Annotated in this window: 23 protein-coding genes and 1 pseudogene; 12 read left to right on the forward strand and 12 right to left on the reverse strand. The window is 42.4% G+C overall.

Features of this window, described 5'->3' with window-relative positions:
• The first annotated feature begins 300 nt into the window (after positions 1 to 300).
• Positions 301 to 2256 carry a TonB-dependent siderophore receptor gene (locus Q4561_RS14030; protein WP_303461498.1) on the forward strand — a complete coding sequence of 652 codons (1956 nt, stop codon included), beginning with the start codon at positions 301 to 303 and terminating at the stop codon, positions 2254 to 2256.
• Between the two features lie 71 nt (positions 2257 to 2327).
• Here the strand turns inward: Q4561_RS14030 and Q4561_RS14035 are convergent, their stop codons facing one another.
• The 7 genes from Q4561_RS14035 to dusA form a co-directional block, all read right to left on the reverse strand.
• Entirely contained in the window at positions 2328 to 3083 is a 756-nt protein-coding gene (locus Q4561_RS14035; RefSeq protein ID WP_303461336.1) for a TIGR04219 family outer membrane beta-barrel protein, read from the reverse strand.
• Between the two features lie 3 nt (positions 3084 to 3086).
• On the reverse strand, positions 3087 to 4079 hold the full coding sequence (locus tag Q4561_RS14040) for a DUF2333 family protein (protein ID WP_303461338.1): 993 nt from the start codon (positions 4077 to 4079) through the stop codon (positions 3087 to 3089).
• 157 nt (positions 4080 to 4236) lie between these two features.
• A complete protein-coding gene (locus tag Q4561_RS14045; RefSeq protein WP_303461339.1) occupies positions 4237 to 4581 on the reverse strand; it encodes a hypothetical protein in 345 nt (114 codons plus the stop codon).
• Positions 4581 to 4781 carry a PspC domain-containing protein gene (locus tag Q4561_RS14050; protein WP_303461341.1) on the reverse strand — a complete coding sequence of 67 codons (201 nt, stop codon included), beginning with the start codon at positions 4779 to 4781 and terminating at the stop codon, positions 4581 to 4583. The genes Q4561_RS14045 and Q4561_RS14050 overlap by 1 nt, the downstream gene beginning before the upstream one ends.
• 51 nt (positions 4782 to 4832) lie before the next feature.
• On the reverse strand, positions 4833 to 5504 hold the full coding sequence (gene pspA / locus Q4561_RS14055) for a phage shock protein PspA (RefSeq protein WP_303461500.1): 672 nt from the start codon (positions 5502 to 5504) through the stop codon (positions 4833 to 4835).
• Between the two features lie 536 nt (positions 5505 to 6040).
• Entirely contained in the window at positions 6041 to 6322 is a 282-nt protein-coding gene (locus Q4561_RS14060) for a hypothetical protein (RefSeq protein ID WP_303461343.1), read from the reverse strand.
• 229 nt (positions 6323 to 6551) lie between these two features.
• Entirely contained in the window at positions 6552 to 7595 is a 1044-nt protein-coding gene (gene dusA / locus Q4561_RS14065) for a tRNA dihydrouridine(20/20a) synthase DusA (protein ID WP_303461344.1), read from the reverse strand.
• Positions 7596 to 7923: 328 nt separating this feature from the next.
• Here dusA and Q4561_RS14070 point away from each other — a divergent pair, with 328 nt between their 5' ends.
• From Q4561_RS14070 to Q4561_RS14090, 5 genes are read left to right on the forward strand one after another with little or no spacing between them, the layout of a single operon-like run.
• Positions 7924 to 8454 (forward strand): hypothetical protein, encoded by a 531-nt coding sequence (locus Q4561_RS14070; protein ID WP_303461345.1) that lies wholly within the window; start codon positions 7924 to 7926, stop codon positions 8452 to 8454.
• Between the two features lie 6 nt (positions 8455 to 8460).
• Positions 8461 to 10230: an OmpA family protein gene (locus tag Q4561_RS14075; RefSeq protein ID WP_303461347.1), complete on the forward strand. Its 1770-nt coding sequence runs from the start codon at positions 8461 to 8463 to the stop codon at positions 10228 to 10230.
• Positions 10227 to 10712: a Rab family GTPase gene (locus Q4561_RS14080; RefSeq protein ID WP_303461348.1), complete on the forward strand. Its 486-nt coding sequence runs from the start codon at positions 10227 to 10229 to the stop codon at positions 10710 to 10712. The genes Q4561_RS14075 and Q4561_RS14080 overlap by 4 nt, the downstream gene beginning before the upstream one ends.
• A 9-nt stretch (positions 10713 to 10721) precedes the next feature.
• Complete coding sequence (locus tag Q4561_RS14085) at positions 10722 to 12836, forward strand: EAL domain-containing protein (RefSeq protein ID WP_303461350.1); 2115 nt, start codon at positions 10722 to 10724, stop codon at positions 12834 to 12836.
• A 12-nt stretch (positions 12837 to 12848) separates the two neighbouring features.
• Complete coding sequence (locus tag Q4561_RS14090; protein WP_303461352.1) at positions 12849 to 13313, forward strand: hypothetical protein; 465 nt, start codon at positions 12849 to 12851, stop codon at positions 13311 to 13313.
• Between the two features lie 29 nt (positions 13314 to 13342).
• Here the strand turns inward: Q4561_RS14090 and fghA are convergent, their stop codons facing one another.
• On the reverse strand, positions 13343 to 14185 hold the full coding sequence (fghA, locus tag Q4561_RS14095; RefSeq protein WP_303461354.1) for an S-formylglutathione hydrolase: 843 nt from the start codon (positions 14183 to 14185) through the stop codon (positions 13343 to 13345).
• Positions 14186 to 14310: 125 nt separating this feature from the next.
• On the opposite strand from fghA, the gene Q4561_RS14100 reads away from it, so the two are divergent.
• The 3 genes from Q4561_RS14100 to Q4561_RS14110 are packed head-to-tail and all read left to right on the forward strand — an operon-like array spanning position 14311 to position 17404.
• Complete coding sequence (locus Q4561_RS14100) at positions 14311 to 15225, forward strand: acyltransferase (protein ID WP_303461355.1); 915 nt, start codon at positions 14311 to 14313, stop codon at positions 15223 to 15225.
• On the forward strand, positions 15222 to 16115 hold the full coding sequence (locus Q4561_RS14105; protein WP_303461357.1) for an acyltransferase: 894 nt from the start codon (positions 15222 to 15224) through the stop codon (positions 16113 to 16115). The genes Q4561_RS14100 and Q4561_RS14105 overlap by 4 nt, the downstream gene beginning before the upstream one ends.
• 2 nt (positions 16116 to 16117) lie before the next feature.
• On the forward strand, positions 16118 to 17404 hold the full coding sequence (locus Q4561_RS14110) for a mechanosensitive ion channel family protein (protein WP_303461358.1): 1287 nt from the start codon (positions 16118 to 16120) through the stop codon (positions 17402 to 17404).
• Positions 17405 to 17485: 81 nt separating this feature from the next.
• On the opposite strand, the gene Q4561_RS14115 is transcribed toward Q4561_RS14110, so the two are convergent.
• Positions 17486 to 17677 carry a hypothetical protein gene (locus tag Q4561_RS14115; RefSeq protein WP_303461360.1) on the reverse strand — a complete coding sequence of 64 codons (192 nt, stop codon included), beginning with the start codon at positions 17675 to 17677 and terminating at the stop codon, positions 17486 to 17488.
• Positions 17678 to 18005: 328 nt separating this feature from the next.
• On the opposite strand from Q4561_RS14115, the gene Q4561_RS14120 reads away from it, so the two are divergent.
• Entirely contained in the window at positions 18006 to 18806 is an 801-nt protein-coding gene (locus Q4561_RS14120; protein ID WP_303461361.1) for a DUF2884 family protein, read from the forward strand.
• A gap of 352 nt (positions 18807 to 19158) precedes the next feature.
• Entirely contained in the window at positions 19159 to 20034 is an 876-nt protein-coding gene (locus Q4561_RS14125) for an NAD-dependent epimerase/dehydratase family protein (RefSeq protein ID WP_303461363.1), read from the forward strand.
• Between the two features lie 154 nt (positions 20035 to 20188).
• On the opposite strand, the gene Q4561_RS14130 is transcribed toward Q4561_RS14125, so the two are convergent.
• The 3 genes and pseudogenes from Q4561_RS14130 to Q4561_RS14140 form a co-directional block, all read right to left on the reverse strand.
• Positions 20189 to 21610, reverse strand: a complete 1422-nt coding sequence (locus Q4561_RS14130; RefSeq protein WP_303461365.1) for a sodium-dependent transporter — start codon at positions 21608 to 21610, stop codon at positions 20189 to 20191.
• Between the two features lie 207 nt (positions 21611 to 21817).
• Entirely contained in the window at positions 21818 to 22627 is an 810-nt protein-coding gene (locus Q4561_RS14135) for an SDR family NAD(P)-dependent oxidoreductase (protein ID WP_303461366.1), read from the reverse strand.
• Between the two features lie 106 nt (positions 22628 to 22733).
• Positions 22734 to 23114: pseudogene (locus tag Q4561_RS14140) on the reverse strand (thiol-disulfide oxidoreductase DCC family protein); the annotation flags it as partial.
• Positions 23115 to 23296: 182 nt separating this feature from the next.
• Between Q4561_RS14140 and msrA the strand changes: the two are divergent.
• A complete protein-coding gene (msrA, locus tag Q4561_RS14145) occupies positions 23297 to 23842 on the forward strand; it encodes a peptide-methionine (S)-S-oxide reductase MsrA (protein WP_303461368.1) in 546 nt (181 codons plus the stop codon).
• The last annotated feature ends 43 nt before the right edge of the window (positions 23843 to 23885 follow it).

Consider the following 23885-nt stretch of genomic DNA (forward strand, 5'->3'; position numbering starts at 1 on the left):
TGTTTTAAGTATAACTCTTGCTAAAAAAGCGTTTTAAAAAGTAAATAAAAAGATACGTAAGCAATTAATATATAAATATATTTTATGAAGAATTCGTAGAGACCTGAGCATTCAAATATGGTCTAATAACACAAATTCTTTAATCTATGTCTTATGTCTATATTTTCTTTTTTCAGATCAAATGTCTCGTTAATTATTCTGTTCTTTCTTAGCGCAATTTCATCTAGTCATGCTGACTCTTTTAAGCACTCAGATTTGCAATCTAATAATGAGGAGCAAAAAGATGAGCACGATGACCCCATGCTCGATGAATCTGAGCACAATAAACAACAGTCCGACGAACAAGCACATCAAGAGCATGGAGAACATGAAGACCATCACGACGAGGTTGAGAAAATTGTTGTACAAGCGACTCGTTCTGGCCGTATAGCCGATGAACAACCTATTCGCGTTGAACTTATAAACCGCGAAGAAATTGAAGAAAAAGCCGCAATGCGCCCAGGCAATATCTCCATGCTGGTTGCTGAAACCGGCGGCGTAAGAATGCAAACCACCTCTCCTGCGTTAGGCAGTGCTAATATTAGGCTGCAAGGTTTGTATGGTCGTTATACCCAACTGTTAGCAGACGGTTTACCACTTTATGGCAACCAAGCCGCCTCTATTGGCTTGCTTCAAATACCGCCAACCGATTTGGGCCGCATCGAAATTATTAAAGGGTCTGCCTCTTCCCTTTACGGTGGCTCCGCGCTAGGCGGCGTGATCAATTTAGTCTCGCGTCAACCAGGCGATGAATTCAGTGGTGAGACGTTACTTAATGCCACCACGCGAGACGGCCAAGATCTCACTACCTATTTCGAATCCCCCATTAACGATTCGGTAAAAATGTCGATTACCGCAGGCGCGCACTATCAACATGAGCAAGATATTGATGGCGACGGCTGGATTGATTTAGCAGGGTATGAGCGCTACACCGCTCGCCCTCGTCTTTTTTGGGAAGGTGAAGATGGCGAAACCCTTTATGTCACTACTGGTTTTATGACAGAGCAACGTGAAGGCGGTACGTTAGAGGGAGCAACCGTTGCCAATGGAGAAGCGTTCGCGCAAACACAAGATTCTGAGCGTATCGATGGCGGTTTTGTGTTCACTAAACCAGTATTCGACAATCTTACCTTTAATGCCCGCGGTTCGGCTATGCTGCAAGACCATGAACACACGTATGGGAACGATTTTGACGATGATGAACACGAGAGCTATTTAGCCGAAACCAGTCTGGCTGGATACACAGATAAAAGTGACTGGGTAGTAGGCATTGCCTATCAATCAGAGGTTTTCACTTCACACATCTACCCAGAGTTTGATTACGATTACCAGGTTCCCGGTATTTTCACTCAGTTCGACTACGAACTTTCCGACATCCTTACCACCTCGCTTAGCGCCCGAGTAGACGAACATAACGAGTTCGGTACCCAGTTCAGCCCTAGAGTTTCATTACTCTACCGCCCCGGTGATATTACGGTACGAGGGTCTTATGGTCAGGGCTACTTTGCCCCTACTCCCTTTGTTGAAGAAATAGAAGCCGCCGGACTATCTCGCTTGGCTAGTATTGAAGATTTGGAAGAAGAAAAGGCAGAAACCGCTTCTCTTGATGTCACTTATACGCTGGGCAACATTGAAACTAGCTTAACCTTGTTTGGTTCAAACGTTGATAACGTTACCGAACTAGAAGCTTTTTCAAGTAATGGGACCAGTGAACTAGACCGAGTCAGGTTGGTGAATGCTGAGGGTGAAAGTAAAATTCGTGGGTCCGAGTTTTTGGTACGTTATTACTGGCGCGACGTAAAGCTAACCGCGAGTTACCTGTACGTTGATGCAAGTGAAGTGTCAGATACTGGTGAAGGTAGACAAGAGATAGCACTCACTCCTCGTCATTCTGCAGGTTTTGTGGCTATGTGGGAGCAGCATGGTAGTTTCAGAACGGGGTTTGAAGCCTATTACACAGGTTCACAGCGCTTGAACGATAACCCGTATATCGACGAGACTAAACCTTACTGGCATTTAGGCCTAATGGGAGAAATCACTCTGGGCCGCATTAGCTACTTCATCAACTTAGAAAACCTATTGAATGTGCGCCAAACCGACGAACATCCTTTGCTTTTGCCTAGCCGCGCGGCCAGTGGGCAATGGACCACTGATATATGGTCTCGCAACGATGGCTTCATTGCTAACGCCGGTATAAGGGTTAAGTTTGGCCACTAGCGCAACGGCGCTGACACAAAAAAACCGACACATGTCGGTTTTTTTGTTTATCAGGTAGATGCTGGCAATAATTAGAAGTGAACTTCTAACCCTGCAAACGCGCCATCAAATTCCATGTCTGCATAGATATCGTCAAGATCTTCAATATCCATTGTCACTTTGCGATAGCCAACCTGAACGGTCATATCAACCGCGAGACTTTCTATAAATGAGTAGGTCACAGCCACTTGGTAATCACTGAGTTCGTGATCATCAAACGACAAATAACTCCCTTCAGCATAAGCCGCTAAGCCCGTAAACGGCAAGCCAACCTGTACTTTAGAGTACACCATTGGCACAACACCTGAGAAATCACCCGAGCCTTGCGTATCGCTGGCCGTATCATAAACTGAAAACGCGCCGTCGATGTACTTGGCATTTAAACCTACATCGAAGCTAATTAAGTCGTTATCGAACAGTTCGTAATACAAAATAATATCTGTAGCGTCTAACTCAATAATGGTATCGACTTGGCTATCTGCGGTGTACAGGTCGCCATCGAAGGTAAAGTTAGTATTTAGCGTAGTAGTACCCGAGTTATCTAAGGTGGTATGCCCTATCTTAACGTTAGGCACAAACGGCAACGGGTGTTCGAACGCCACATAAAGCGCGGTGTTTGTTTCATCATCGAAATTAAAGTCGGCGGTAGATGAATTATCAGCAAACCCACCACTAGTATCGGTTTGCCAAACTTGTGCACCTGCGTACACTCCTGCAATTGTGTCTGCATGTGAAGATGCGGAGAAAAGAGCACAACCCACTAGGGTTGCCAATAGACACTTTTTCATTTGTTATCCTTGACTGAGAAGTTCTGAAAGTTCAATTAAAGCAGCGTTAGCGCGAGAAATATAGTTCGCCATCACTAACGAATGGTTAGCCAGCATGCCAAAGCCACTGCCATTTAGAATAACAGGACTGAACACAGACTGCTGAGTTGCTTCAAGCTCACGAATTATCTGCTGCAAGCTAACCAATGCATTTTTATCTTCTAACACGTCGTAGAATTCAACTTCTACCGCTTTAAGGAAGTGTAGCAGCGCCCAGGTCGCTCCGCGCGCTTCATGAAAATTATTATCTAACTTGAACCAACTGGTTTTAACGGTGCGCTGCTGCGCTATCGACGTAGACTGCTTCGCTTTAGAATCGCCGGCTAAATCTGTATTAATTCTTGCAGAACCAACGCTAGCACTTAAACGCTGAGAATAGCTGCCTAAACGCTTTTCTACTTGCTTAAGCCACTCACGTAAATTATCAGCACGGGAATAAAATTGGCTGTCAGAATTTTGCGGGTTCGCAAGCTGATCGCGATAAAGCTTAAGAAGCTCTATTCCGTCTCGGTAACTAGACTCAGACGACGGAAACATCCAGCTTTTATGATCCATGTTAAATTTAGGGTGCGCTTTAGTAAGATAAGGGTTTTCTAACGATTGAGATTGCGAACGGCTAAAGTCTTTACGCATAGAGAGCGCAAGGTCACGAATCATTTCCAACGCGCCAAATTCAAAAGAAGGCATATTATCTAAGAACACACCCGGAGGCATCACATCGTTCGACAGGTAACCACCAGGCTTATCTAGTAAGGTTTCAGAGACATCAATCATGGTTGCAGTAAGCGTATAGCCGGCCACGTTTTCTGGATTAATATTTTGTGCTTGTTGCGCCACTCGCTTTTTAACGTCATAGGCGTCTGGAGCCATGCTCCAATACAAACCTATTAACCAAAAAATCAGAAACAACACTGCAATGACAAGGGCTATTCGTTTTGTGCTTATTGATTTTCTCATATCAATGCCAACCTTCCTTTCAAATGACACAAAGCCGGACTTAACCGGCAATGTATAACTAATTATAAATACGCGAGAATTACTAAACCTTTATGACGGTTGCAGTTATATCACCATTTAACAGCCTAATAACACAACTTAAATAAACTTATAGTCATCATACAGGGCTATTTTGGTGTTGATCACGCTTTGTATTACCTTTCATTGCATAAATAAGTATAGCAAGAACAACGATGGGCCAAAATGCGCCAATACCTGCAGCTAATAATGCCAAAAAGACGGCACCCACTGCCAGCAATATTGTACCCAGCACACTCACTGCAACTACAAAACCAACTACCGCCAACAAAACACCTATGACAGATAGCGCAGCAATGTTTTCCAACGGGCTGAGCAATTGATCTGACATGGTAATATGCATATCAAACCAGTCGTTGAATACACTCCCCAAACAGTTAACTAAAATCACAGCCAGAACTATAGCAATAAGAAAGTTTTTCATTACACCGTCCTTGGTAATAGCATAACAGCAGCAAAGTAAGCCACAATAGCAATAGCGGGCATCGTAATAAGTGCTGCGGCAGCACCAATACGAACCCAAATTGGATCTACTTCTAAGTGACGTGCAACGCCCGCGCAAACACCTGAAATGACCGCGCTGTCTAAATCTCTATAAATACGTTTTTGTGATGGCATTTTCATTTTTCATTTCCTCTAATTCATTTCAGATTTGCTTAGGGTTGTACGCAGCACTTAAGCTACGTTTTGCTTTTTAAGGGCAGCTAGCTCATTCTCTATGATTTCATCTGTTTCTAGCGCCTCGAACTCAGCGGCCAAGGATGTTGCACCATCGCTATGCTTAGTTAGGTTGTAGGCATCAACCTGCGCTTCTAAGCTATCGATACGTTGTTCGTAATGCTCAAAACGACTCATGGCATCATCAATCTTGGTGCTGCTATCTACGCTTTTCACTTTAAGACGGGTTTCTAGCGTTTGCTTACGGCTTACCAGTGATTTCTGCTTCTGCTTGGCCTCGCTTAACTTGCTATTCAAGCGGCTTGTATCAATCTGAATTTTTTCGATAGTTTCCGCGAGTTGCCCATGTTGTTGTTTTAACTCGTTAAGCTTCGCAACGTATTTTTGTTTCTCTACTAAGGCGGCTTTCGCCAAGCCTTCTCGGTCGTTATTCATGGCAAGCTGCGCTTTATTTTGCCAGCCATTTATATCTTTTTCAGCTGATGCCATATGACGAGCTAATGTCTTTTGGTTCGCTAAGTAACGTGCTGCATCGGTACGTACTTCAACTAGCGTCTCTTCCATTTCTTGGATAATAAGACGAATGATTTTCTCTGGATCTTCTGCCTTGTCTAACATGGCGTTTAAGTTAGCTTGCACGATGTCATTAATTCTTGAAAACATACCCATTGTGGTTCTCCGTTTCATTGTGATTAGTAACCTGTTCTAGCCAGTGGCCATGCTACTGTTGGCGACTAACTTTGTTGACCCCAACCTTGTTGCTTGTAGCTACTTGATTACTTTTGTTTGCTTTGATTTCGTTTTTACGTTTCCTACATTAAGTATTACAAGTGCCGTGCCAAACTATTAAGTAGCTGTTTTATATTGTAAAAATAAAAATCTTTACTTTTTCAAAGTAATAAAGCATTTACTAAAACCAATTATTTAGTGAATTTAACCACCTGAAATTCGTCAATTTAACCAGCAAAAAAGTGAGATAGCTTTTTGAATTTAGCTTGCTGAACTAAGCTCATTACCGTTAGCTCACTGAATAGAGCTCGTGGAATTGAGATCAAGAAATTGAGCTTGTGGAATTTTGAGCTCGAAAATTTAGCCCCATAATTGAACCACCTAAAATAAGTAACCTAATGAATAACCTAAAATTGGCGCAAAAAAAAACGACCTTATAGGTCGCCTTCTCTAAATAGGGTGTAACAGGTAAAGGCTTACTCAGCACTGTTATCATCTTGGTTAACATCCGTATCTGATGTAGCCGCGATATCAGTAACTTGTACTTTCCCTGTTGTGGCTTCACCTTCTAATTCAAAGTGATATGCCGTATTTGCAACCGTTTGATACACATTTGCTTTTACTTCATTGGTAGTGATACTTACGGCGTGATCAACCATATTTGTCAATATTGACTGAAGGATTGATTCTTGCGCATTCGCGCCTGTGCTAAATAAAGTGATAGATAAGATTGATGCTGCTAAAAGTGAAGTTTTCATAATTTCCCTTGATGTTAATCACTGCAACAGCCCTTCGCTATTGCTTTGATTAATAGATAGCCAAACTCGTGCCATCTAGGAAATATAAATATAACAGTTTGATTTTAATATGATTTTTAAAAATTGAGCGACATGTGTCCAATAGCGCACTTTTCATACAACACCAAGCTTTGGTCAAATACATTAAGTGAATTAGTGTATTTGACCACTTAGATGCTTACACGCAGTATCAGGAAATATTGTTCGCCGCTTTTTGGGCGTTGTAATCACTAATTTCCTGCTGAGCAGCCTCTACCGCGTCTAATGCATTCATTAGTAAGTGCGGATCGGGAGACTTACCCGTGCCATTCTGACTCAAGTAGCGACGCCATATACGGCCTCCCGCTTGCCCTTGATATAACCCAAGCATGTGCCTTGCAACATGCCACGGCTTAAAATAAGGGTCATTTTGACGCGCAATACACGCTTCTATATATTGCTGCATTTTAAGTACGACATCACGGCGGCTAATAGGGTGAACAGATTCGTCACCAAAAATCTCGGCATCTACATTGGCCAGAATATAAGGATTGGCATACACTTCTCTGCCCATCATTACGCCATCAACGTATTTCAACTGCTCTTGAGTATCGGCTAGTGTTTTAACACCGCCATTAATACTAATAGAAAGTCCCGGGTGGGCCTCTTTTAGCATATGAACTCTAGGGTAATTCAGCGGAGGAATATCTCTGTTCTCTTTTGGGCTCAACCCTTGCAGCCAAGCTTTGCGCGCGTGAACAATAAAAGTATCGCAACCAGCATTAGCGACTATATCGATAAAGCGGGCAAAATCTTCATATTCATCCATATCGTCGATACCAATTCGGCATTTAACCGTAACCGGGATGTCCACTACCGCTTGCATAGCCTTAACGTTGTCGGCCACAATTTCTGGTTGCGCCATTAAACACGCACCAAAGCTGCCGTTTTTCACCCTATCAGACGGACAACCCACGTTAATATTCACTTCATCGTAGCCGCGTTCTTGAGCAAGTACCGCACATTTCGCCATGTGCTCTGGGTTACTACCACCAAGTTGCAAAGCTACAGGATGTTCTTCTTGGTTAAATCCGAGATAGTCCCCTTTGCCATAAATAATCGCCCCCGTGGTTACCATTTCGGTGTATAGCAAAGAATGTTTTGAAAGTAACCGAAGAAAGTAACGACAATGACGATCGGTCCAATCAAGCATTGGCGCGATGGAAAATTTACGGTTTAGCGGAGCGAAAGACAAAAAAGTAACCTCAATATTGTATAGACAAGTAGCGTTTCCTTGTTTTAAGACCAATACTTAAGTCTATAAACACTATCGCTGTATAGCGCTATTTTACTACTGTAATGACAAAGGTTAAAGCTGATTGCCTACATTAACAGCATCCTTTGCTACTAAACCATAAAACTTATTTAGAACTAATGTGTTATTCCCAAGCAGGTCGATACAAGATATGGTAAGTAAAAGGATGAAAAATATTCTAATTTTAGTTTAATGGGTTTAATTTCAAAGCCCATTTCAACGGTTTGATGTAAACGCAGTTATGTTTATGCCTAAGGGAGATTTTTGCATGGCAAATAAACCATCGAAAAACGTGGAAGCCGAAGTTCCTCAAGCAGCTGATGAACTCACTCAGTTGAGAGAAATACTTTTTGGTCAAACTAATCGAGCATTCAAGGCCGACCTAGCCAGCTTAGAATCTCGCATAAATGACAACTTCGCTACATTAAATAACCAGCTAGAAGTTCAATTCAACGATATTCGAAAGCTTATCGATAACCAAGTTCAAGACTTATCCCAGAAACTTGAAGGTTCGAATAACGCAAATAACAACGTACAAAATCAACTTAAAGCCACCACAGATAAATTGCAGTCGGAACTTGAAATAGCGGAAACGTCTGCCAAAAATGATAACGATACCCTTGAAGCCCATGTGGTGAAAGAACTGGATTCTCTGGAAAGTGTATTCAGTAAACGCCATCAAGAATTATTAGAGCGTCTACAGCAGGTAACGAGTGAGTTGTCAGAAACGAAAACTGATAGAAAAACACTGGCTAATTTGCTTTCTACCATGGCGTCTAACTTAGCGACCGATCAGTAGTAGTTAATGGAAGACAATGGGCCCCTTCCTGAATCGAGAGATCATTCTCTGGATAAAATCAGAGCATTAATACTCGGTCAGGATGACAAATATGTTCAGGAAATCTTGAAGCGCGATGCCAAGGAAGTGGTAGGCGGTATTGTTTCTGAAGCATTGCACGAAAGGGAAAATAAAGACGGCTCGGTTAATAAAGTGCTGGTGCCGTTAGTGGAAAAGTCGCTCCATCGCTCTATAGAAGCAAACAGCGACAAAATTGTAGGAACACTCTACCCCCTTGTTGGAACATTAGTTCGAAAAGCGGTGTCGTCGTTTCTAGTCGATTTTGTAGAGCGAACTAACGCGCTGATAGAAAACAGCCTTAGTCCTAAAAGCGTATCATGGCGTTTTAAAGCGTGGCAATCCGGTGTCAGGTATTCTGACTACGTCGCATCTCAAGTATATCAATATCAAGTTCAGCAACTGTTTGTGATTCACCGAGAAACCGGTACTTTGCTACATACAATTTCTTCTGATCCGGAGCGCAGCAAAGATGCCGACCTTATTTCATCAATGCTGGTTGCCATTAATGACTTCGTTGCTGATGCATTTCAGTCACAAGAAAATGAAGCCGAAAACGAACTAGGTGAAATTAAAACCGGCGACTTTACGTTGCTTATAAAAATAGGCCCTCAGGCCATATTGGTTGCCGCCGTTGTCGGCAGTGTCCCGCCTGATATTCGTAGCCGCTTGCAACAGGCGCTAGAAGAATTTCATCAGTTTTATCAAGTGCCGCTACTAGAGTATCAAGGCGATAGTGCCCCCTTTGCCGGTTGTGAAACCCTATTAAACGACTGCCTGATCAGTGCAAAAAAAGATGATGAAAAAGGTGAGAAAAAGCGGCTCCTTGGCGGTGTTATTATTGCTATTGTTATTCTACTCTTGGGTTATTTAGTGTTCTTAAGAATAGATTTATCAATACTTCAAAATTCAATACGCGATCTCACGCCTCCTCCTGGCATTGTACTTACCGATACTGCCGTTAAAGATGGAAAGGTGCAGATTCGCTTATTGCGCGACCCTCATATGCAAAGCTCGTTGGAATGGTTAGAAAATAAAGATATCGAAATTAGCAAAGTGCTTATTCATGAAGAAGCATTTGTATCGCTACAGAAAAATGTCGTCAGAGACAAAATAGCGGCATTAATTGCTGGCACTGCTGGTATTACAGCGTCGTATGATGAAAGCGATGCTTTATTTTTGAGCGGCACATTGGCGGTTAATGAATTGGGTGAATTTACACGAGAACTGCGAGCAATTCCCGGGGTAGCACAGTTCAAGCCGAATCTGACTGGAATTGATATTGCTGATAGCATCAGCGCGAATACTGATGAAATTGATGCTGTAATAATAAAAGAGTTGGTAGCAAGAATATCATCAACGCATTTAACATTTGCAATTGCCCAAGAGAACCTAGATTCTGGACAAATAGCCGTGTTAGAACGCGTTGGGAAAGAGCTGCTCCAGTTGCAGGCACTTGCGAAGCAGCTTAATCTGTCAGTCGCGGTCTTTATTTTGGGTGCTAGCGACAATTCAGGTAGCCCAGCCCGAAATATGGCATTAAGTAAATTAAGAGCTAACAATGTTAAAGATGCACTGCTACCTATGAAGGTCGACCCTAGCATTCTCTTTCCAATGGGGCTTGGCCAGTTATCGTTAAGTGAGGGTTCAATGGGACGAACTGTATTTATTAACGTTTTGCTATCTGACTCGCAGACATCAGAGGTCAACGCACAGTGATTCAAAAAAAGGTATGTATCTTAGGCCCGACAGGAGTTGGGAAGACGAGCCTTGTTAAACAATTTGTTGAAAGCATTTTTTCCGAAAAATATAAAACGACAATCGGCGTAAAAATTGACAAGAAACAAGTTAATCAGGACGGTAGAGGTGTGCAGCTTTTACTCTGGGACTTAGAGGGTATCGATAGGTATTGTGGCTTTAATCCTCGCTATTTACGTGGGGCTAGCGCCTATATCATCGTGGTCGATCAAACCCGCTCACAGTCGCTTTTAGAAGGTATTGAAATCCTCGAAATGGCAAAAGAGCATTACCCAGATATTCCGGCATTTTTTGTGGTAAATAAAACTGACCTTCCATCTAGCTGGCATTGGAGTGAGGAAGAACTCGCGTCTTATGCTAAAAAATTTACATCACTGACAAAAACCAGTGCGAAAACCGGTGAAAATGTTGAAACTCTCTTCAGTACGATTGCGTTTTGGTAGGGGTAAGATATGGATATACATCTTCTCAACGCGCTTGGCATTACAGACTGCGCAATATTTAAGAGCACAACGGGGCTTCAGTGCCTAACGCCTGACGTAACTTGGTTACCTAAAATAGTCTGCCTTGACGCTGACAATGTGGTTAAACAAGACGCTATTTCTTCCCTTTTTTTAAATGACTTCATGACAGATGCCAATGAAATTTGGCAAAGCGACAACGTATTTACTTTATCTTCAGGTTTTTGGACGGAAGAAGATGAAAGTGAGTTAGTGCATTTAGAAGCCCTTGCGATTAACAGTGGTAAAGGCGAGCATTTTTTAGTGGTGAAAAATGTAGAAAGCCAATACGAAGAAAAACAAAAAACACTACAAGTTGCCCGTGAATTACTCTTAAGCCACCACGAAATAGTAGGTCAGCATGAATACATTCGTCAGCGTTTAGACAAAACCCTGCTTAAAAACAAAAATTACGAAAAATTAGTTCCCCCGATTAAACAAGCCATACACCATTTAGAAACGGGTGTAGTTATTTTAAATAAAGACCGTGAAACGGTGTTAGATAATAGATCCGCAAGGCAACTGCTTTTCTGCAATAAATCAAATAGTAGCGCCGATAGGCTTGAGAACTTACTTGAAGATGTTAGTGTGCCAGACACCTTTCTTCCTACCCTCATTGAGAAACGTTCTGCATGGCAGGGAGAGCTCTACTGGCAGCCGACGGATAATTATGAAGTTTGGCTACAAGTTACCATTCACCCGGTTATTCAAGATAACGAGCTTACCCACTGGGTGTACCTACTTACCGATATCAGCCACATTCGCAATAAAGAAGAAAGCGTATTGTCGGCCACCGGCATGGATTCACTGACCAAAATAGCAAACCGTAATTTCTTTAATAGCTATGTACAAAAATTGGTTAAAGAAGAAGTTAACTTCACCCAATTCATAATCGACATTCGTGAATTTAAGAAAATTAACGAGAAGCTTGGTTATCACTCCGGTGATGAAATTCTCAAATCTTTCGCATCAAGGTTGCAAGGCTTTGTTGGCAACAGTGGGTTTATCGCCCGTATCGGCAGTAATGAGTTTGCCATTGTAAAGCGCACCGATACCTTCAGTGGCGTTAGCCCATTAGATTATGCGCAGGATATGAAAAATAAGCTAATAAATACTTATACGTCTTTACATGGTTCAGAATCCAACCTTGGTATTAATATTGGTATTGCAAGCTACCCTGAACACGGCAGCCAAGCGAATAAATTACTCCGTCATGCCGACATCGCGCTTCAAATTGCTAAATTTCAAGGTAAAAACGTTATTCTTGTATACAGTGAGATGCTGCATCGCCAACATCAAGCCATGTCTGAGTTGGAGGGCAAACTTCGAGCGGCAATTGAAAACAAGCAACTTTCCCTCTTCTTACAACCCATCGTAGATTTAGAAACAGGAAAAATTGTTAAGTGTGAAGCGTTAGCGCGTTGGAAAACAGAAGATGGTAACTACATCCCCCCAGATGTTTTTATTCCATTAGCAGAACGTACAGAATTAATTTTCCCTTTTGGTGAGTGGTTAATTGAAGAGGCCTGTAACGCCATAGAAAAGTTAACAGAAGCTAATTTAGATATACGTTTAGCCATCAATATCTCTGGTCGACAAGTCACCGATCTTGTTTTACTGCATCAAATACAGTCATCATTAAAACGCCGCTCAATTGATCCTAAGCATTTAGCCATAGAGCTTACCGAAAGCGTTTTTATTGATAGCTTAGATACGGTGTCTATATTACTTAACGAACTTCGTGCTATGGGTATTACTATTTCCATTGACGATTTTGGTACTGGCTTCAGCTCGTTGGTTTACCTTAAAAAGCTTCCCATCGATGAACTTAAGATAGACCGTTCTTTTGTTAGCGATTTAGAAGCTAACACCGACGACCAAGCCATTATTCAAGCTATCTTAGGCTTAGCGAGGAACCTTAATATCAGTATTATTGCCGAGGGTGTTGAGACCCAAGATCAACAAACCTTTTTGGTCAATAATGCGTGCGCCTACGCGCAAGGCTATTATTTCGACAAGCCTATGGCCATTACTGATTTTGTAGCGAAAATTGGGAAAATACGTTAGTTAAGCATTGTTATGACGTATAAACAAAAAGTGAGGCAGCTAACGGTCACCATGTACATTGGTGTGGTCATGCTCGCTTGTATTGTTTATTTGGGGAAAGACGCTTTCGTTGCGTTCTTATTTGCAGACACTGTGTCAGGTGAAGTGGTTGAATACAGTATTGCAAAAGAACGCCCAGCTTATTTGAATGTATCTCAAAGAACACCCGAAAGGCATGAAGTTTTAATTGAATACTTTGTAGAGGGCGTTTCCCACTGGATATGGGTAAACTCACATGCATATAGTGCTAGCGGGTTACTATCATCTGGAGATACTGTGACAATAGCCTACAACAAGCATTCACCCGAGTATGGATACGTGATGACTTATGCGTTATTTAGCACTTTAGCTTCAATACTCTGGCCTTTCCTCGTGCTAATTTTATTGGTGGTTACGCCGCAATGGCTACACGTTAAAAGTAAAGTAAAGCACGAGTAATAGGCCCTGAACTTTTTAGTACTAGATAGTTAAATTAACCCTAAATGCCCAGCATGAAACTCTAGATGATCTTCGATAAACGAGGCGATAAAGAAATAACTATGATCGTACCCTTCATGCATGTTCAATGTTAGCTGGGTATCTGATTGCTGCGCAGCTTGCACTAGCGCCAAAGGTTTTAGTTGTTCTGCAAGAAATTCATCACTATTACCCTGCTCTACTAACAAAGGAATAGCGTGGTTCTTACTTGCAATAATCTTTGCTGCGTCGTATTCATCCCACGTTGATTGGTCATCACCTAAATACTGACTAAGTGCTTTTTGACCCCACGGGCAATCAGATGGGTTCGCCACTGGACTAAACGCAGAAACAGACACATAACGGTTGGGATTACGTAACCCGACTACCAGCGCACCATGGCCACCCATAGAATGTCCGCTGATCGCGCGCTCTTTAGTAACAGGGAAGTTTTGCTCAATAACACTTGGCAACTCTTCGGTTACATAGCTGTACATTTGGTAATTTTGCTTCCAAGGCGCTTGTGTGGCATTCACGTAAAAACCTGCTCCCAACCCGAAGTCATAAGCGCCATTGTCATCATCTGGCACCCCTTCACCACGAGGGCTGGTATCTGGTGCTACAATAGCCATACCAAGCTCTGCAGCTAGTTTCATCGCCCCTGCTTTTTGCATGAAATTTTGGTCGTTACAGGTAAGCCCTGACAGCCAGTATAAAACCGGTACTGGTTTTTCGGCTGAAGCGAATGGGGGCAGAAAAATCGCAAATGTCATACTGCAATCAGTACTTTTTGCATCGTGACTGTAGCGTAAATGCCTACCGCCAAATGCGCGATTTTCACTAATAAGCTGCATAATGACTCCTGTACACTAATAAATTTGGAAAAAATTACCACTTTGCTATAGCAAACAGTAAAGGGTCTATCGGATTTTAAATCAAGTTCGTTTACACTAAGTGCCTAATTTTTGAGGTAAGTACGATGATAAGAAGCCTAATGCATCATCTGGTTGGCACCATTTCAGTAATTTTTTATTTTTTAAATACGGTCTTATGGGCCACGCCCATCATAATTTTGTCTTTTTTCAAACTCATTCCAGTCGCGCCTTGGAGACGATTTATATCGTATATCTTAGACGCTTGTGCAACCGCTTGGATTTCAATTAACAACCTTAATCAGCGAGTGAGTAGCAGAACAAAATGGCATGTTACCGGCATCGAACAACTTACCCCTGATGACTGGTACTTGGTAATTGCCAATCATCAATCTTGGGTCGATATCTTAGTTTTACAACGTGTATTTAATCGAAAAATTCCATTTTTGAAGTTCTTCCTTAAAAAAGAACTAATTTATGTTCCTATTTTAGGACTTGCATGGTGGGCACTCGATTTTCCGTTTATGCGTCGATACTCAAAATCTTTCTTAGCGAAAAATCCGCACCTGAAAGGCAAAGATATGGAAACGACCCGTATCGCGTGTGAGAAGTTTCGAACTAAACCTGTCAGCATTATGAATTTTGTTGAGGGCACACGGTTTACCCAAGCAAAACATGACCGTCAGAACTCACCGTTTAGCCATTTGCTAAAACCCAAAGCGGGTGGCGTAGCATTTGTGCTATCAGCCATGGGCTCTCAATTACATAAGCTTATTGATGTCACCATTGATTACCCTAGAGGCGTGCCCTCTTTTTGGGACTTTGTTAGCGGAAAGGTGCGTGATATTCGTGTGAGTATTAAAGTCACCCCCATTACAGATATCACAGAGAACGGTTACTTCAACGACAATTACTTCGACGACCCAAAGGTAAGAAGTCAGTTTCAGCGCTGGTTGAATAGCCGCTGGGAAGATAAAAACGACCAGTTAGAATCGATTAACGCAACCCAGAAGCCATTATGATCCGTACCTTGTTTTCCCCCGTTATTTTTCTCATTCATACTACGCTTCAAGTATTTAATCTTGCGTTGTGGGGGGGATTAATCATCCTTTTGGGCGTAGTTAAACTTATACTACCAGCAGGAAAAGTTACCCAAGTATGGAACAGCCTGATGCATGCTTGTTTGTTCAGTTTTGGTCGCTTTAGTGTATTACTCATTCGCTTGTTTAATAACATAAGCATAGAGCGTCCTATTGATGGAAGATTATCAAAAGACGGGTGGTATTTGATTATTGCCAACCACCTTAGTTACCTAGATATTGTGCTGTTGATAGAGTTTGCGACCAACCGCATCCCCGCGCCTAAATTCTTTCTTAAGAAAGAACTGATTTGGCTTCCTTTTGTGGGGTTAGGTGCTTGGGCGTTAGATATGCCCTTCATGCACAGATACACCAAAGCGTATTTAGAAAAGTATCCAGAGAAAAAAGGCAAAGATTTAGAAACGACTAGAGCGTCCTGTGAGAAGTTTCGTCATGTTCCTACTACGGTTATTAACTTTGTAGAGGGAACCCGCTTTACGCCGCAGAAGCATCAGTTAAAACAGAGCCCGTACGAAACCTTACTGCCTCCTAAAGCTGGTGGCATTTCTTTTACGTTAGCCGCGATGGGAGAACTGTTTACCAACGTGCTCGATATTTCATTGTTGTACCCTGAAAACAAACGTCACCCGATGATGGCCATGTTGAGTGGCACCATGACCAAAATCATTATCGATGTTAATGTGATCCCCGTGCCAGCACTTCAGCAACACTCTACATTGAGTGAACCCGAATTCCGCACGACGTTCCAAGAATGGTTAAACACCCTTTGGAAAAACAAAGATAACCGTATCAAACGTCTTTTGGAGTCGTAATTGTGGAAGTAAGTTCGACTGTTCGTGATAATTTCATGCATTTAGTGAAAGATTTTTTCCCAGCAATCTCTATGCACGACCCGTTATATAATGCGCTAGCACTGGGTACAATTTTAACCATTGCTATTGTCATCTATATTTTTGCTAGGCTAATTGTTCGCCCTCAAATAGCACGATGGGTATCAAAAACGACTAACATTTGGGATAACGCGCTGCAAGAGCACGGCTTCTTCCGCCGTTTAATGCATTTATTCCCTGCTCTGTTTATCTTTCTTTCCACTCCTGTGCTTATTGAAGAAGAGTCCGTTCTATTTGGGCTGCTGATTAAAAGCTCACTGCTTTACATGCTGTACAGTGGCTTATTGGGTATTTATGCCATCTTAAGTACGATAGAAGATGTGTATAACGCATCTGCGTTGTCTAAACGTGCGCCTATTACTGGTTTCATTCAAGTCACTAAACTTGGCTTTGCCATTCTGACCATACTATTTAGTATTTCGTTAATAGTTGATAAAAGCCCGCTTCTGCTGGTCTCTGGGCTAACCGCCATCGCCGCGGTGCTGTTATTAATTTTCCGCGATACCATATTAGGTTTTGTGGCGGGGATTCAAATTGCTGCCAACCGCATGTTCAATACCGGCGATTGGATCACCATGCAAAAGTACGAAGTCGATGGTGAAATTAAAGAGATAGGCTTAACCAACGTTAAAGTACAAAACTGGGATAAAACCATTTCTACGCTGCCCACCTATAACTTAACTACCGAGGCGGTTAAAAACTGGCGTGGAATGCAAGAGTCGGGTGGGCGAAGAATTAAACGCTCCGTCTACATTGATGTTCATTCTATTAAATTATGTGATACCGAGATGCTTGAGCGCTTCTCTAAAATTCGCTATATCAGTGAATATATCGACAAAAAAACAAATGAACTGCGTGCTTACCACAGAGACTATTCTATTGATGAGTCTGATTTATTGAATAGTCGAAAGTTAACCAATATTGGCACCTTCAGAGCGTATTTAGAGTCTTATTTGCGAAAACACCCAAGTGTGAACCAAGAAATGACATTAATGGTACGTCAACTGCCCCCTAATGAGATTGGACTGCCACTAGAGCTATATTGTTTTAGTATTGAAAAAGACTGGGTGAAATACGAAAAGGTTCAAGCGGATATATTTGATCATGTCATGGCCATGCTGTCTTTGTTTGACCTAGTTGCTTACCAGCGTGACGGCCATTTGGGTTATTTATCCAATGCCATGGAAATGAGCCAGAGTGAACAAGACTAGCGCTTGCTAGTGTAGCAACGAAATATAAACGCTAGACATAAAAAAACCGGCTTGAGCCGGTTTTTTTATAGAAATCAATATTTAAGCTAATGCATAACCCATTAGCATGCATACCACTAGCCCTGACACACCGAAGAAACCGTATTCGATTTTTTCTTGCATGCCTTTTGCGCCAGTTTCAGCTGTCATGAAACCCATTACGATGCTGCTAAGCCCCAGAGTGAAGGCAATTAGCGCAACACCAAATACAATTGCGTTAATCCAATCAGTCATTCTCTAAACCCTTTAATTTTTCTGGCGTTATTATGCATGAAATCAATCTAGATGAACATGCCTCAAAAAGCATTAAATACGAGTAATGCGCTCTTTTTCTTACCTCTTTGATCTTAGTCAAAAATGCCAAATAGTTAAGCTAATTACTAATTTTTGGTAAATAGCGAATGTTACAACCTAGTCACAAAACCATAAGGCATTGAAATAAAAGAATTTATTAGAATGGCATCGAGGTTGCAACAGCAGGTTATAAAGCAGTGTGACTACCTAAGACACTTATCACGCTAAGAATTTTCGCGACAGCATCACGGTTAATAGGATTTAAAAAATGAAAATTAAACAACTACTTCCAATCGCACTAGTATCTACTTCACTACTTAGCGTACCGGCGTTTGCTTTCGAGACAAGTTGCGACATTGAGTTAGACGGCCACCTTCAATATTACCAAGGCTTGCTCACCATCGATATGCAAAATGGTTCTACAATGACCATTGATGACACCTATAATTTAGTTATCAATGGGGAAAGTGTTGCATTGAACAACGAACAACAACGATGGGTAAATACCTATTACGACCGTATTGATACTGCAATCCCCATGACCCTCAATATCGCAAGTGAAGGGTTAGAGATTGCGAGTGTCGCCGTTTCTGAAGTATTCGGTGAACTGCTTGGCAGCGATAATGAACTTACCAAAGACTTTGATACGATGTTTACTTCGCTTAACGACAAGTTAGCAACGTCTTTTTATGATGACAGCGGCAATATCAAAGTGGATACCACTAAATTTGACGAACCAGGCTTTTTCGATGAAAGCTGGGAAGACGAATTTGAAGCGCAGTTCGAGTCGCTAATTAGTGAATCAATGGGCCGCATACTTATAGCTGTTGGTACGCAAATGCTATGGAACGGTGGAGACATGGAAGAGTTCGAGGCAAAAATGGAACGCTTTGGTGAATCTATTGAAGATCGTGTTGAAACTCAAGCCGCAGCACTTGAAGAGAAAGGCGACGCGCTGTGCGAAGTGTTACAAGAAGCAAATTATGCGGAAAACAACATGCAGAACGACATTCCTGGATTGAGTGGTTTAGACTTAATTGACATGCGCAGTGGCGAAATGAAAATGTAACCGTGTCAGCCTGCAACAGAGAGCGAGCCTGTAACAGATTCTGTGTTGCTGCCCTGCCCTGCCCTGCCTCGTCCCGCTATGTTCAAACCATATGCAAATTACGTTTAATATCCTTAAAGCGCTAGCTTCCCAGCTAGCGTTTTTGTTCTTTTAGCTTATATTATTTTGGTATTCTTCCAGCCTCACCTCTTAGCATTCGGCACTTTTTACCTATCACCTAAAATTTGCCACTATGATCTAAAAGGTGTCACCCAGCACCTACCATTTAGCAACCAGCATTAATCTACTTTGCGCCTTACGGCGTATCTTTGATACTTTACTGCCACGCCCTTTTTTCATCCACGAAGGCCCTATGAATAATAAATTAGTAATATGCGGTTACGGTTGGCTGGGTCGCTACTTAGGCGAAGCCATGTCAGCAACACATTCCATTGTTGCCACCACACGAAACGAAGAAAAAGCGCTGCAAATAAGCAATAAACGCATTCGAGGCCTGGTATTTAGTTTGGGGGACGACATTAACGCGCTATGTGAAGAGCTTAGCGACGCAACACTGGTGCTAAACATTCCACCTGGTCGTCGTAATACCCAGTTAAATGATTTTACCGATAGCATGCTTGCCCTTATTAATAACGCAGTGGCGGCCAACGTGGCCCGTATTATCTTTATCAGCACCACCTCGGTATACGGCGATACTAGGAATGATGAGTTAAATGAACACGCCAGTACCCAGCCTGAGACCGCGTCGGCAAAAGCCCATGTTGCGATAGAACAGCACCTATTAGATTTACAAACGGATGCCAAGGTAGACGTTAAGATAGTTCGCCTTGCAGGGTTAACAGGCCCAGATCGTCACCCTATAAATTCATTAAGTGGCAGAAACCTGAATGCGGGCAATAAAAGAATTAATTTAGTGCATATTCATGATGTGGTAGCCGCCTTAAAGACACTTATTTTGGCCGCTAGTACTAAGACCGATAGTAGCAAGGCTGATAGTAGCAACGGTGATACTAGCAAGGCTAACCGCACAAACTTATATCACTTATGTAGCTTACAGCACCCGAAAAGAGGTGACTACTATACCCAAGCAGCAAACAAAAAAGGGATACCTGCGCCTACGTTTAGTGAGTCAGATTTAACGCCTACGGGCAAAGTGATAGATGCAAAAGCAAGTTGGGATTTACTAGGAATAGTACCTGACTATGCTAACCCTGATGACATGGTGTAGTGAAATAGCATGTTGTGACATGATGACGTCGCACGCATAGGTTTATAAACAGATAAGGCACTCACATTTGAGCGCCTTATTATTGATTTACGTTTTACGTCAACTAGCCTAATGTAGCAACTAACTGAGAATAACTACTAGTCAAGAACAGCGACTAGCCAAACAGGCTAACGCCGAAGTATTTAACCGCCACAGTATTGATGAAAATAACTAATAATATGGCTGGAATAAAGGTCTTAAGCGATACATCAACATACTTTTCAAACCATCCGCCGCGATAGCCTGAACTTCCCTCTTCAAGGGATGCATTGAAGTTTGCACTCTTCCAACGATAGATAACGAAGATACAAATTAAGAAGCCGTTTAATGGCAAAATGGTCTCGTAAAACACGTCAATAATAACGTCGAACAGCGACTTATCGACACCCGCGTAGCTGGCGAACTGCGTAAGTGCTTCCACTTTGCCAAATGACAAGGTACACAGTACCGCTAGCACAAGCATTACGCTGCCAAGTGATGCTAACGCCCACTTTCTGCTTACGCCTTTCTCATCCATTAAAGCCGCTACTGGCACTTCAAAGATAGACACTAAAGACGTAATTGCGGCAAAAAACACTAATAAGAAGAATAGGCTTGCCACGATAGACGCCCCAACATAGCCAATAGAGCTTTGCAGCGCTAAAAATATGTTAGGTAAATAAGTGAAAATCATGCTCACCGATGACTCACTAAGTTCATCAGGATTAATATCAGGGTTGAATGAGAATATAGCAGGTAAAATCATCAAGCCGGCCGTGAAAGCCACTGCGGTATCGGTTATGGCTACTAACTTTGCCGACGTAGGTACATCCGCTCTTTTGTCGATATAACTGCCGTAGGTAATCAATATCCCCATACCTAGCGATAGAGAGAAAAAAGCTTGTGCAAGGGCACCATTTACCACGGTTGCGGTCAGCTTTGAGAAGTCTGGAATGATATAAAACTTCACACCTGCCATGGCATTTTCTTGGGTAAGTACAAACACTACTAAGCCAATTAGCATAACAAACAGAGCTGGCATTAGCAGCTTGGCTGCTTTCTCAATACCCTCTTTAACACCGCCTTGCAGAATGAGATAAACCACACCGACAACCACAGCCATATAAGCAAAGATAGACGATGAATTAATAAATAACCCAAAGGTATCTGGGTTAGCTAAAGTGTCTAAATTACCGCTGACGGTTTCAAAAAGATAACCGAAAATCCATACCGTGATCACCATATAGAAAACCGCAATCATAAATGGTGTAGCAATGGCTAACCAGCCAGCGATTTTCCACTTTCCAGAATTACCACTGATTGCACTGTACGCGCCTAGTGGATCTTTTTTGGCATGACGCCCTACCGACATTTCCGCTAACATCACAGGTAAGCAAATAGCGAATACAAAAATGGCGTACATCAATAAGAATGCACCACCGCCATTTTTTGCTGCGCCAACAGGAAAACCCACTAGGTTACCAATACCTACTGCCGATCCTGCCGCTGCTAGAATAAAACCTATGCGCGATCCGAACTGTTCTCTGGCCCCGCTCATATCCCTTCCTCTTGTTGAGTTTATTTTTATGTTTTCTGGGATGGCGATAACTTACAATTATTTCATCGTGCTAATGGCGTCGACTACGTCGTATTGCTCGCCTTTTTTAAGCGAGTCAAAAAACTGCACCATTCCCTGAAATGCATGGTAACAGCAGTGTAATAAAAAGTCTTGATATTGGGCTTACAGAAAGCGGCAATTGGCGTATCACCAAGTTACCACTTTACCGTCCCAGTCAATGAAGTGGCAGCTTTCGTTGCCATTTAGATGGCGAGATACACTCAGTTTTGACAAATGAGTAAGCAGTTGATTAGCTGTAAATTCAGGCGTAAACAACTTTTTTGCTTTTACGTTTTTCTGAAATGGCGCTGATAGACCGGTATCGACAGTGCCTGGGTGATAACACATTAAAAGTGGTTCTTTTAAACGCCGTGTGTACTCTACTGCGGCTGTTTTTACCAACATATTAAGCGCGGCTTTTGAAGCTCGATATCCATACCAGCCCCCCAGTTTATTATCAGAGATACTGCCCACCCGCGCACTAATACAAACAATAGACGGGCTTTTTTTCACCATCACAGTCACCAAGTACTTCATCCATAGAGCGGGCATCGTACTATTGATTGCAAAGTAAGTTGCTAACGCTTCTTCACTAATATCTTCAAGCCGTTTTTCTGGCCGAAGCCCCAATGTTTCGTTATGAAGTACACCGGTAGCGACAATCGCTAACTTCACTCGTGTACCTTGAGCTTTAAGGTCTTTAACAAACGCCGCTATACTGGCTTCATTGTGTTCCGGCAAGCGAATTGCCGTTACATTACTTGGCCAATTAGGGTCTCTATAACCACTGCGGCTAAGCGCTATTACCTTTTTAGGGTTCTCACCTTCACTGGCATTGGCGCTCGCCAGTAAATGAACCAGAGCCTTACCTATCCCGCCCGACGCCCCGATTACAAGATACACCGTACCAGTGCTTTGCTCAGCAGTATTTTGCTCAGCTTTGGGGTTATCAGTCATTGTCGCCACCTGTGCCTTTTGTGCTTTTGATACTCGCATTATTTTTCGCTCCTGCTGTGCTTTTAGTATGCGCAGCATTCGCATCACTGGGTGATCCCTGTTGAATGTCGCCAGGCACACATCGGTCACAGGTACGTTTTTTACCGGTCAACAAATACGAAATGGTATAGCGGTGCTTAGCGAATTTGAGGTAACACCAATCGGCAACAATTCGAATAACAGGCCAGCGCAAAGGGGCATATAGCCACCCCACACCTACGGCTTTCCAGGCTTGGTGGGTTACATCTAGCCCAGTTATAAGTGTGCCATCGGGTAATAACCCGTGAATCCTGGCATTGAGCGCGTGCCAATCTAACTCAGGGTATTGAGCAGCAAATTCTGGTGTTTGAATGTCAACAAGGGTTAATGCACCGTCTTTATCCCGTTTTCGTAAATGGCGCATTTCTGTTTTACACAACGGGCAGTAGCCATCGTAAAAAATTATCAATGTAGTCACCTCTGACTTGGCGGTAGCTTTCTATGTTTTGTACTTTCTATGTTTTGGGTTTTATATATTTTGGCCTTTTTATTTATTATGCTTTTATACGCTAAAAAAATGCACTTGGATGACTTGAGTTTACCCGCACTCACACCCACACTGATGTCATACGTTTTTTCTGAGGTAACACAATGGCAAATTTACAAGTAGCCACCCTAGCAGGCGGGTGTTTTTGGTGTATAGAGTCAGCATTTAATACTGTTGAAGGCGTTGAAAAAGCAGTATCTGGCTATGCGGGCGGCGAAGATGCCTCTCCAAACTATGAATCAGTTTGTGGTGGCGGTACTGGTCACGCTGAAGTAGTTCAGGTGACTTATGATGCTGATAACATCAGTTATCGAGAGATATTGGAGATTTTCTTTGCACTGCACGATCCTACTCAATTGAACCGTCAAGGTAACGATGTAGGCACACAATACCGCAGTGCGATCTTCTATCATGACGACGCGCAAAAAGACGCTGCTGAAGCTATTATTGCAGAGATTACGTCTGAGGAGATTTGGCCTAATCCGGTGGTCACTGAAGTTGTGCCCATTGATAACTACCATCAGGCTGAAGACTACCATCAAGATTACTTTAAAAATAATCCACAGAACCAATACTGTTCAATGGTAGTTGCACCTAAACTAGCGAAGTTTAAAAAGACATTTGCTTCACGTTTACGCACGCAAGCATAAGCGGCCACAATAGAATTAGCTTGGCTTGCTCGCCTTGAAAAGC

It is taken from the genome of Alteromonas sp. 1_MG-2023, assembly GCF_030547075.1.
Classification (GTDB): Bacteria; Pseudomonadota; Gammaproteobacteria; order Enterobacterales; family Alteromonadaceae; genus Alteromonas.

Bases quoted from the DNA above. Each gene is read 5' to 3' on its own strand.
- Q4561_RS14130 (WP_303461365.1), bottom strand. From the start codon at position 21,610: ATGAGCGGGGCCAGAGAACAGTTCGGATCGCGCATAGGTTTTATTCTA.
- Q4561_RS14085 (WP_303461350.1), top strand. From the start codon at position 10,722: ATGGATATACATCTTCTCAACGCGCTTGGCATTACAGACTGCGCAATA.
- Q4561_RS14070 (WP_303461345.1), top strand. From the start codon at position 7,924: ATGGCAAATAAACCATCGAAAAACGTGGAAGCCGAAGTTCCTCAAGCA.
- Q4561_RS14090 (WP_303461352.1), top strand. From the start codon at position 12,849: ATGACGTATAAACAAAAAGTGAGGCAGCTAACGGTCACCATGTACATT.
- Q4561_RS14100 (WP_303461355.1), top strand. From the start codon at position 14,311: ATGATAAGAAGCCTAATGCATCATCTGGTTGGCACCATTTCAGTAATT.
- Q4561_RS14105 (WP_303461357.1), top strand. From the start codon at position 15,222: ATGATCCGTACCTTGTTTTCCCCCGTTATTTTTCTCATTCATACTACG.
- Q4561_RS14035 (WP_303461336.1), bottom strand. From the start codon at position 3,083: ATGAAAAAGTGTCTATTGGCAACCCTAGTGGGTTGTGCTCTTTTCTCC.
- Q4561_RS14115 (WP_303461360.1), bottom strand. From the start codon at position 17,677: ATGACTGATTGGATTAACGCAATTGTATTTGGTGTTGCGCTAATTGCC.
- Q4561_RS14125 (WP_303461363.1), top strand. From the start codon at position 19,159: ATGAATAATAAATTAGTAATATGCGGTTACGGTTGGCTGGGTCGCTAC.
- pspA (WP_303461500.1), bottom strand. From the start codon at position 5,504: ATGGGTATGTTTTCAAGAATTAATGACATCGTGCAAGCTAACTTAAAC.
- Q4561_RS14030 (WP_303461498.1), top strand. From the start codon at position 301: ATGCTCGATGAATCTGAGCACAATAAACAACAGTCCGACGAACAAGCA.
- Q4561_RS14040 (WP_303461338.1), bottom strand. From the start codon at position 4,079: ATGAGAAAATCAATAAGCACAAAACGAATAGCCCTTGTCATTGCAGTG.
- Q4561_RS14050 (WP_303461341.1), bottom strand. From the start codon at position 4,781: ATGAAAATGCCATCACAAAAACGTATTTATAGAGATTTAGACAGCGCG.
- Q4561_RS14120 (WP_303461361.1), top strand. From the start codon at position 18,006: ATGAAAATTAAACAACTACTTCCAATCGCACTAGTATCTACTTCACTA.
- msrA (WP_303461368.1), top strand. From the start codon at position 23,297: ATGGCAAATTTACAAGTAGCCACCCTAGCAGGCGGGTGTTTTTGGTGT.
- Q4561_RS14075 (WP_303461347.1), top strand. From the start codon at position 8,461: ATGGAAGACAATGGGCCCCTTCCTGAATCGAGAGATCATTCTCTGGAT.
- Q4561_RS14135 (WP_303461366.1), bottom strand. From the start codon at position 22,627: ATGACTGATAACCCCAAAGCTGAGCAAAATACTGCTGAGCAAAGCACT.
- fghA (WP_303461354.1), bottom strand. From the start codon at position 14,185: ATGCAGCTTATTAGTGAAAATCGCGCATTTGGCGGTAGGCATTTACGC.
- Q4561_RS14060 (WP_303461343.1), bottom strand. From the start codon at position 6,322: ATGAAAACTTCACTTTTAGCAGCATCAATCTTATCTATCACTTTATTT.
- Q4561_RS14045 (WP_303461339.1), bottom strand. From the start codon at position 4,581: ATGAAAAACTTTCTTATTGCTATAGTTCTGGCTGTGATTTTAGTTAAC.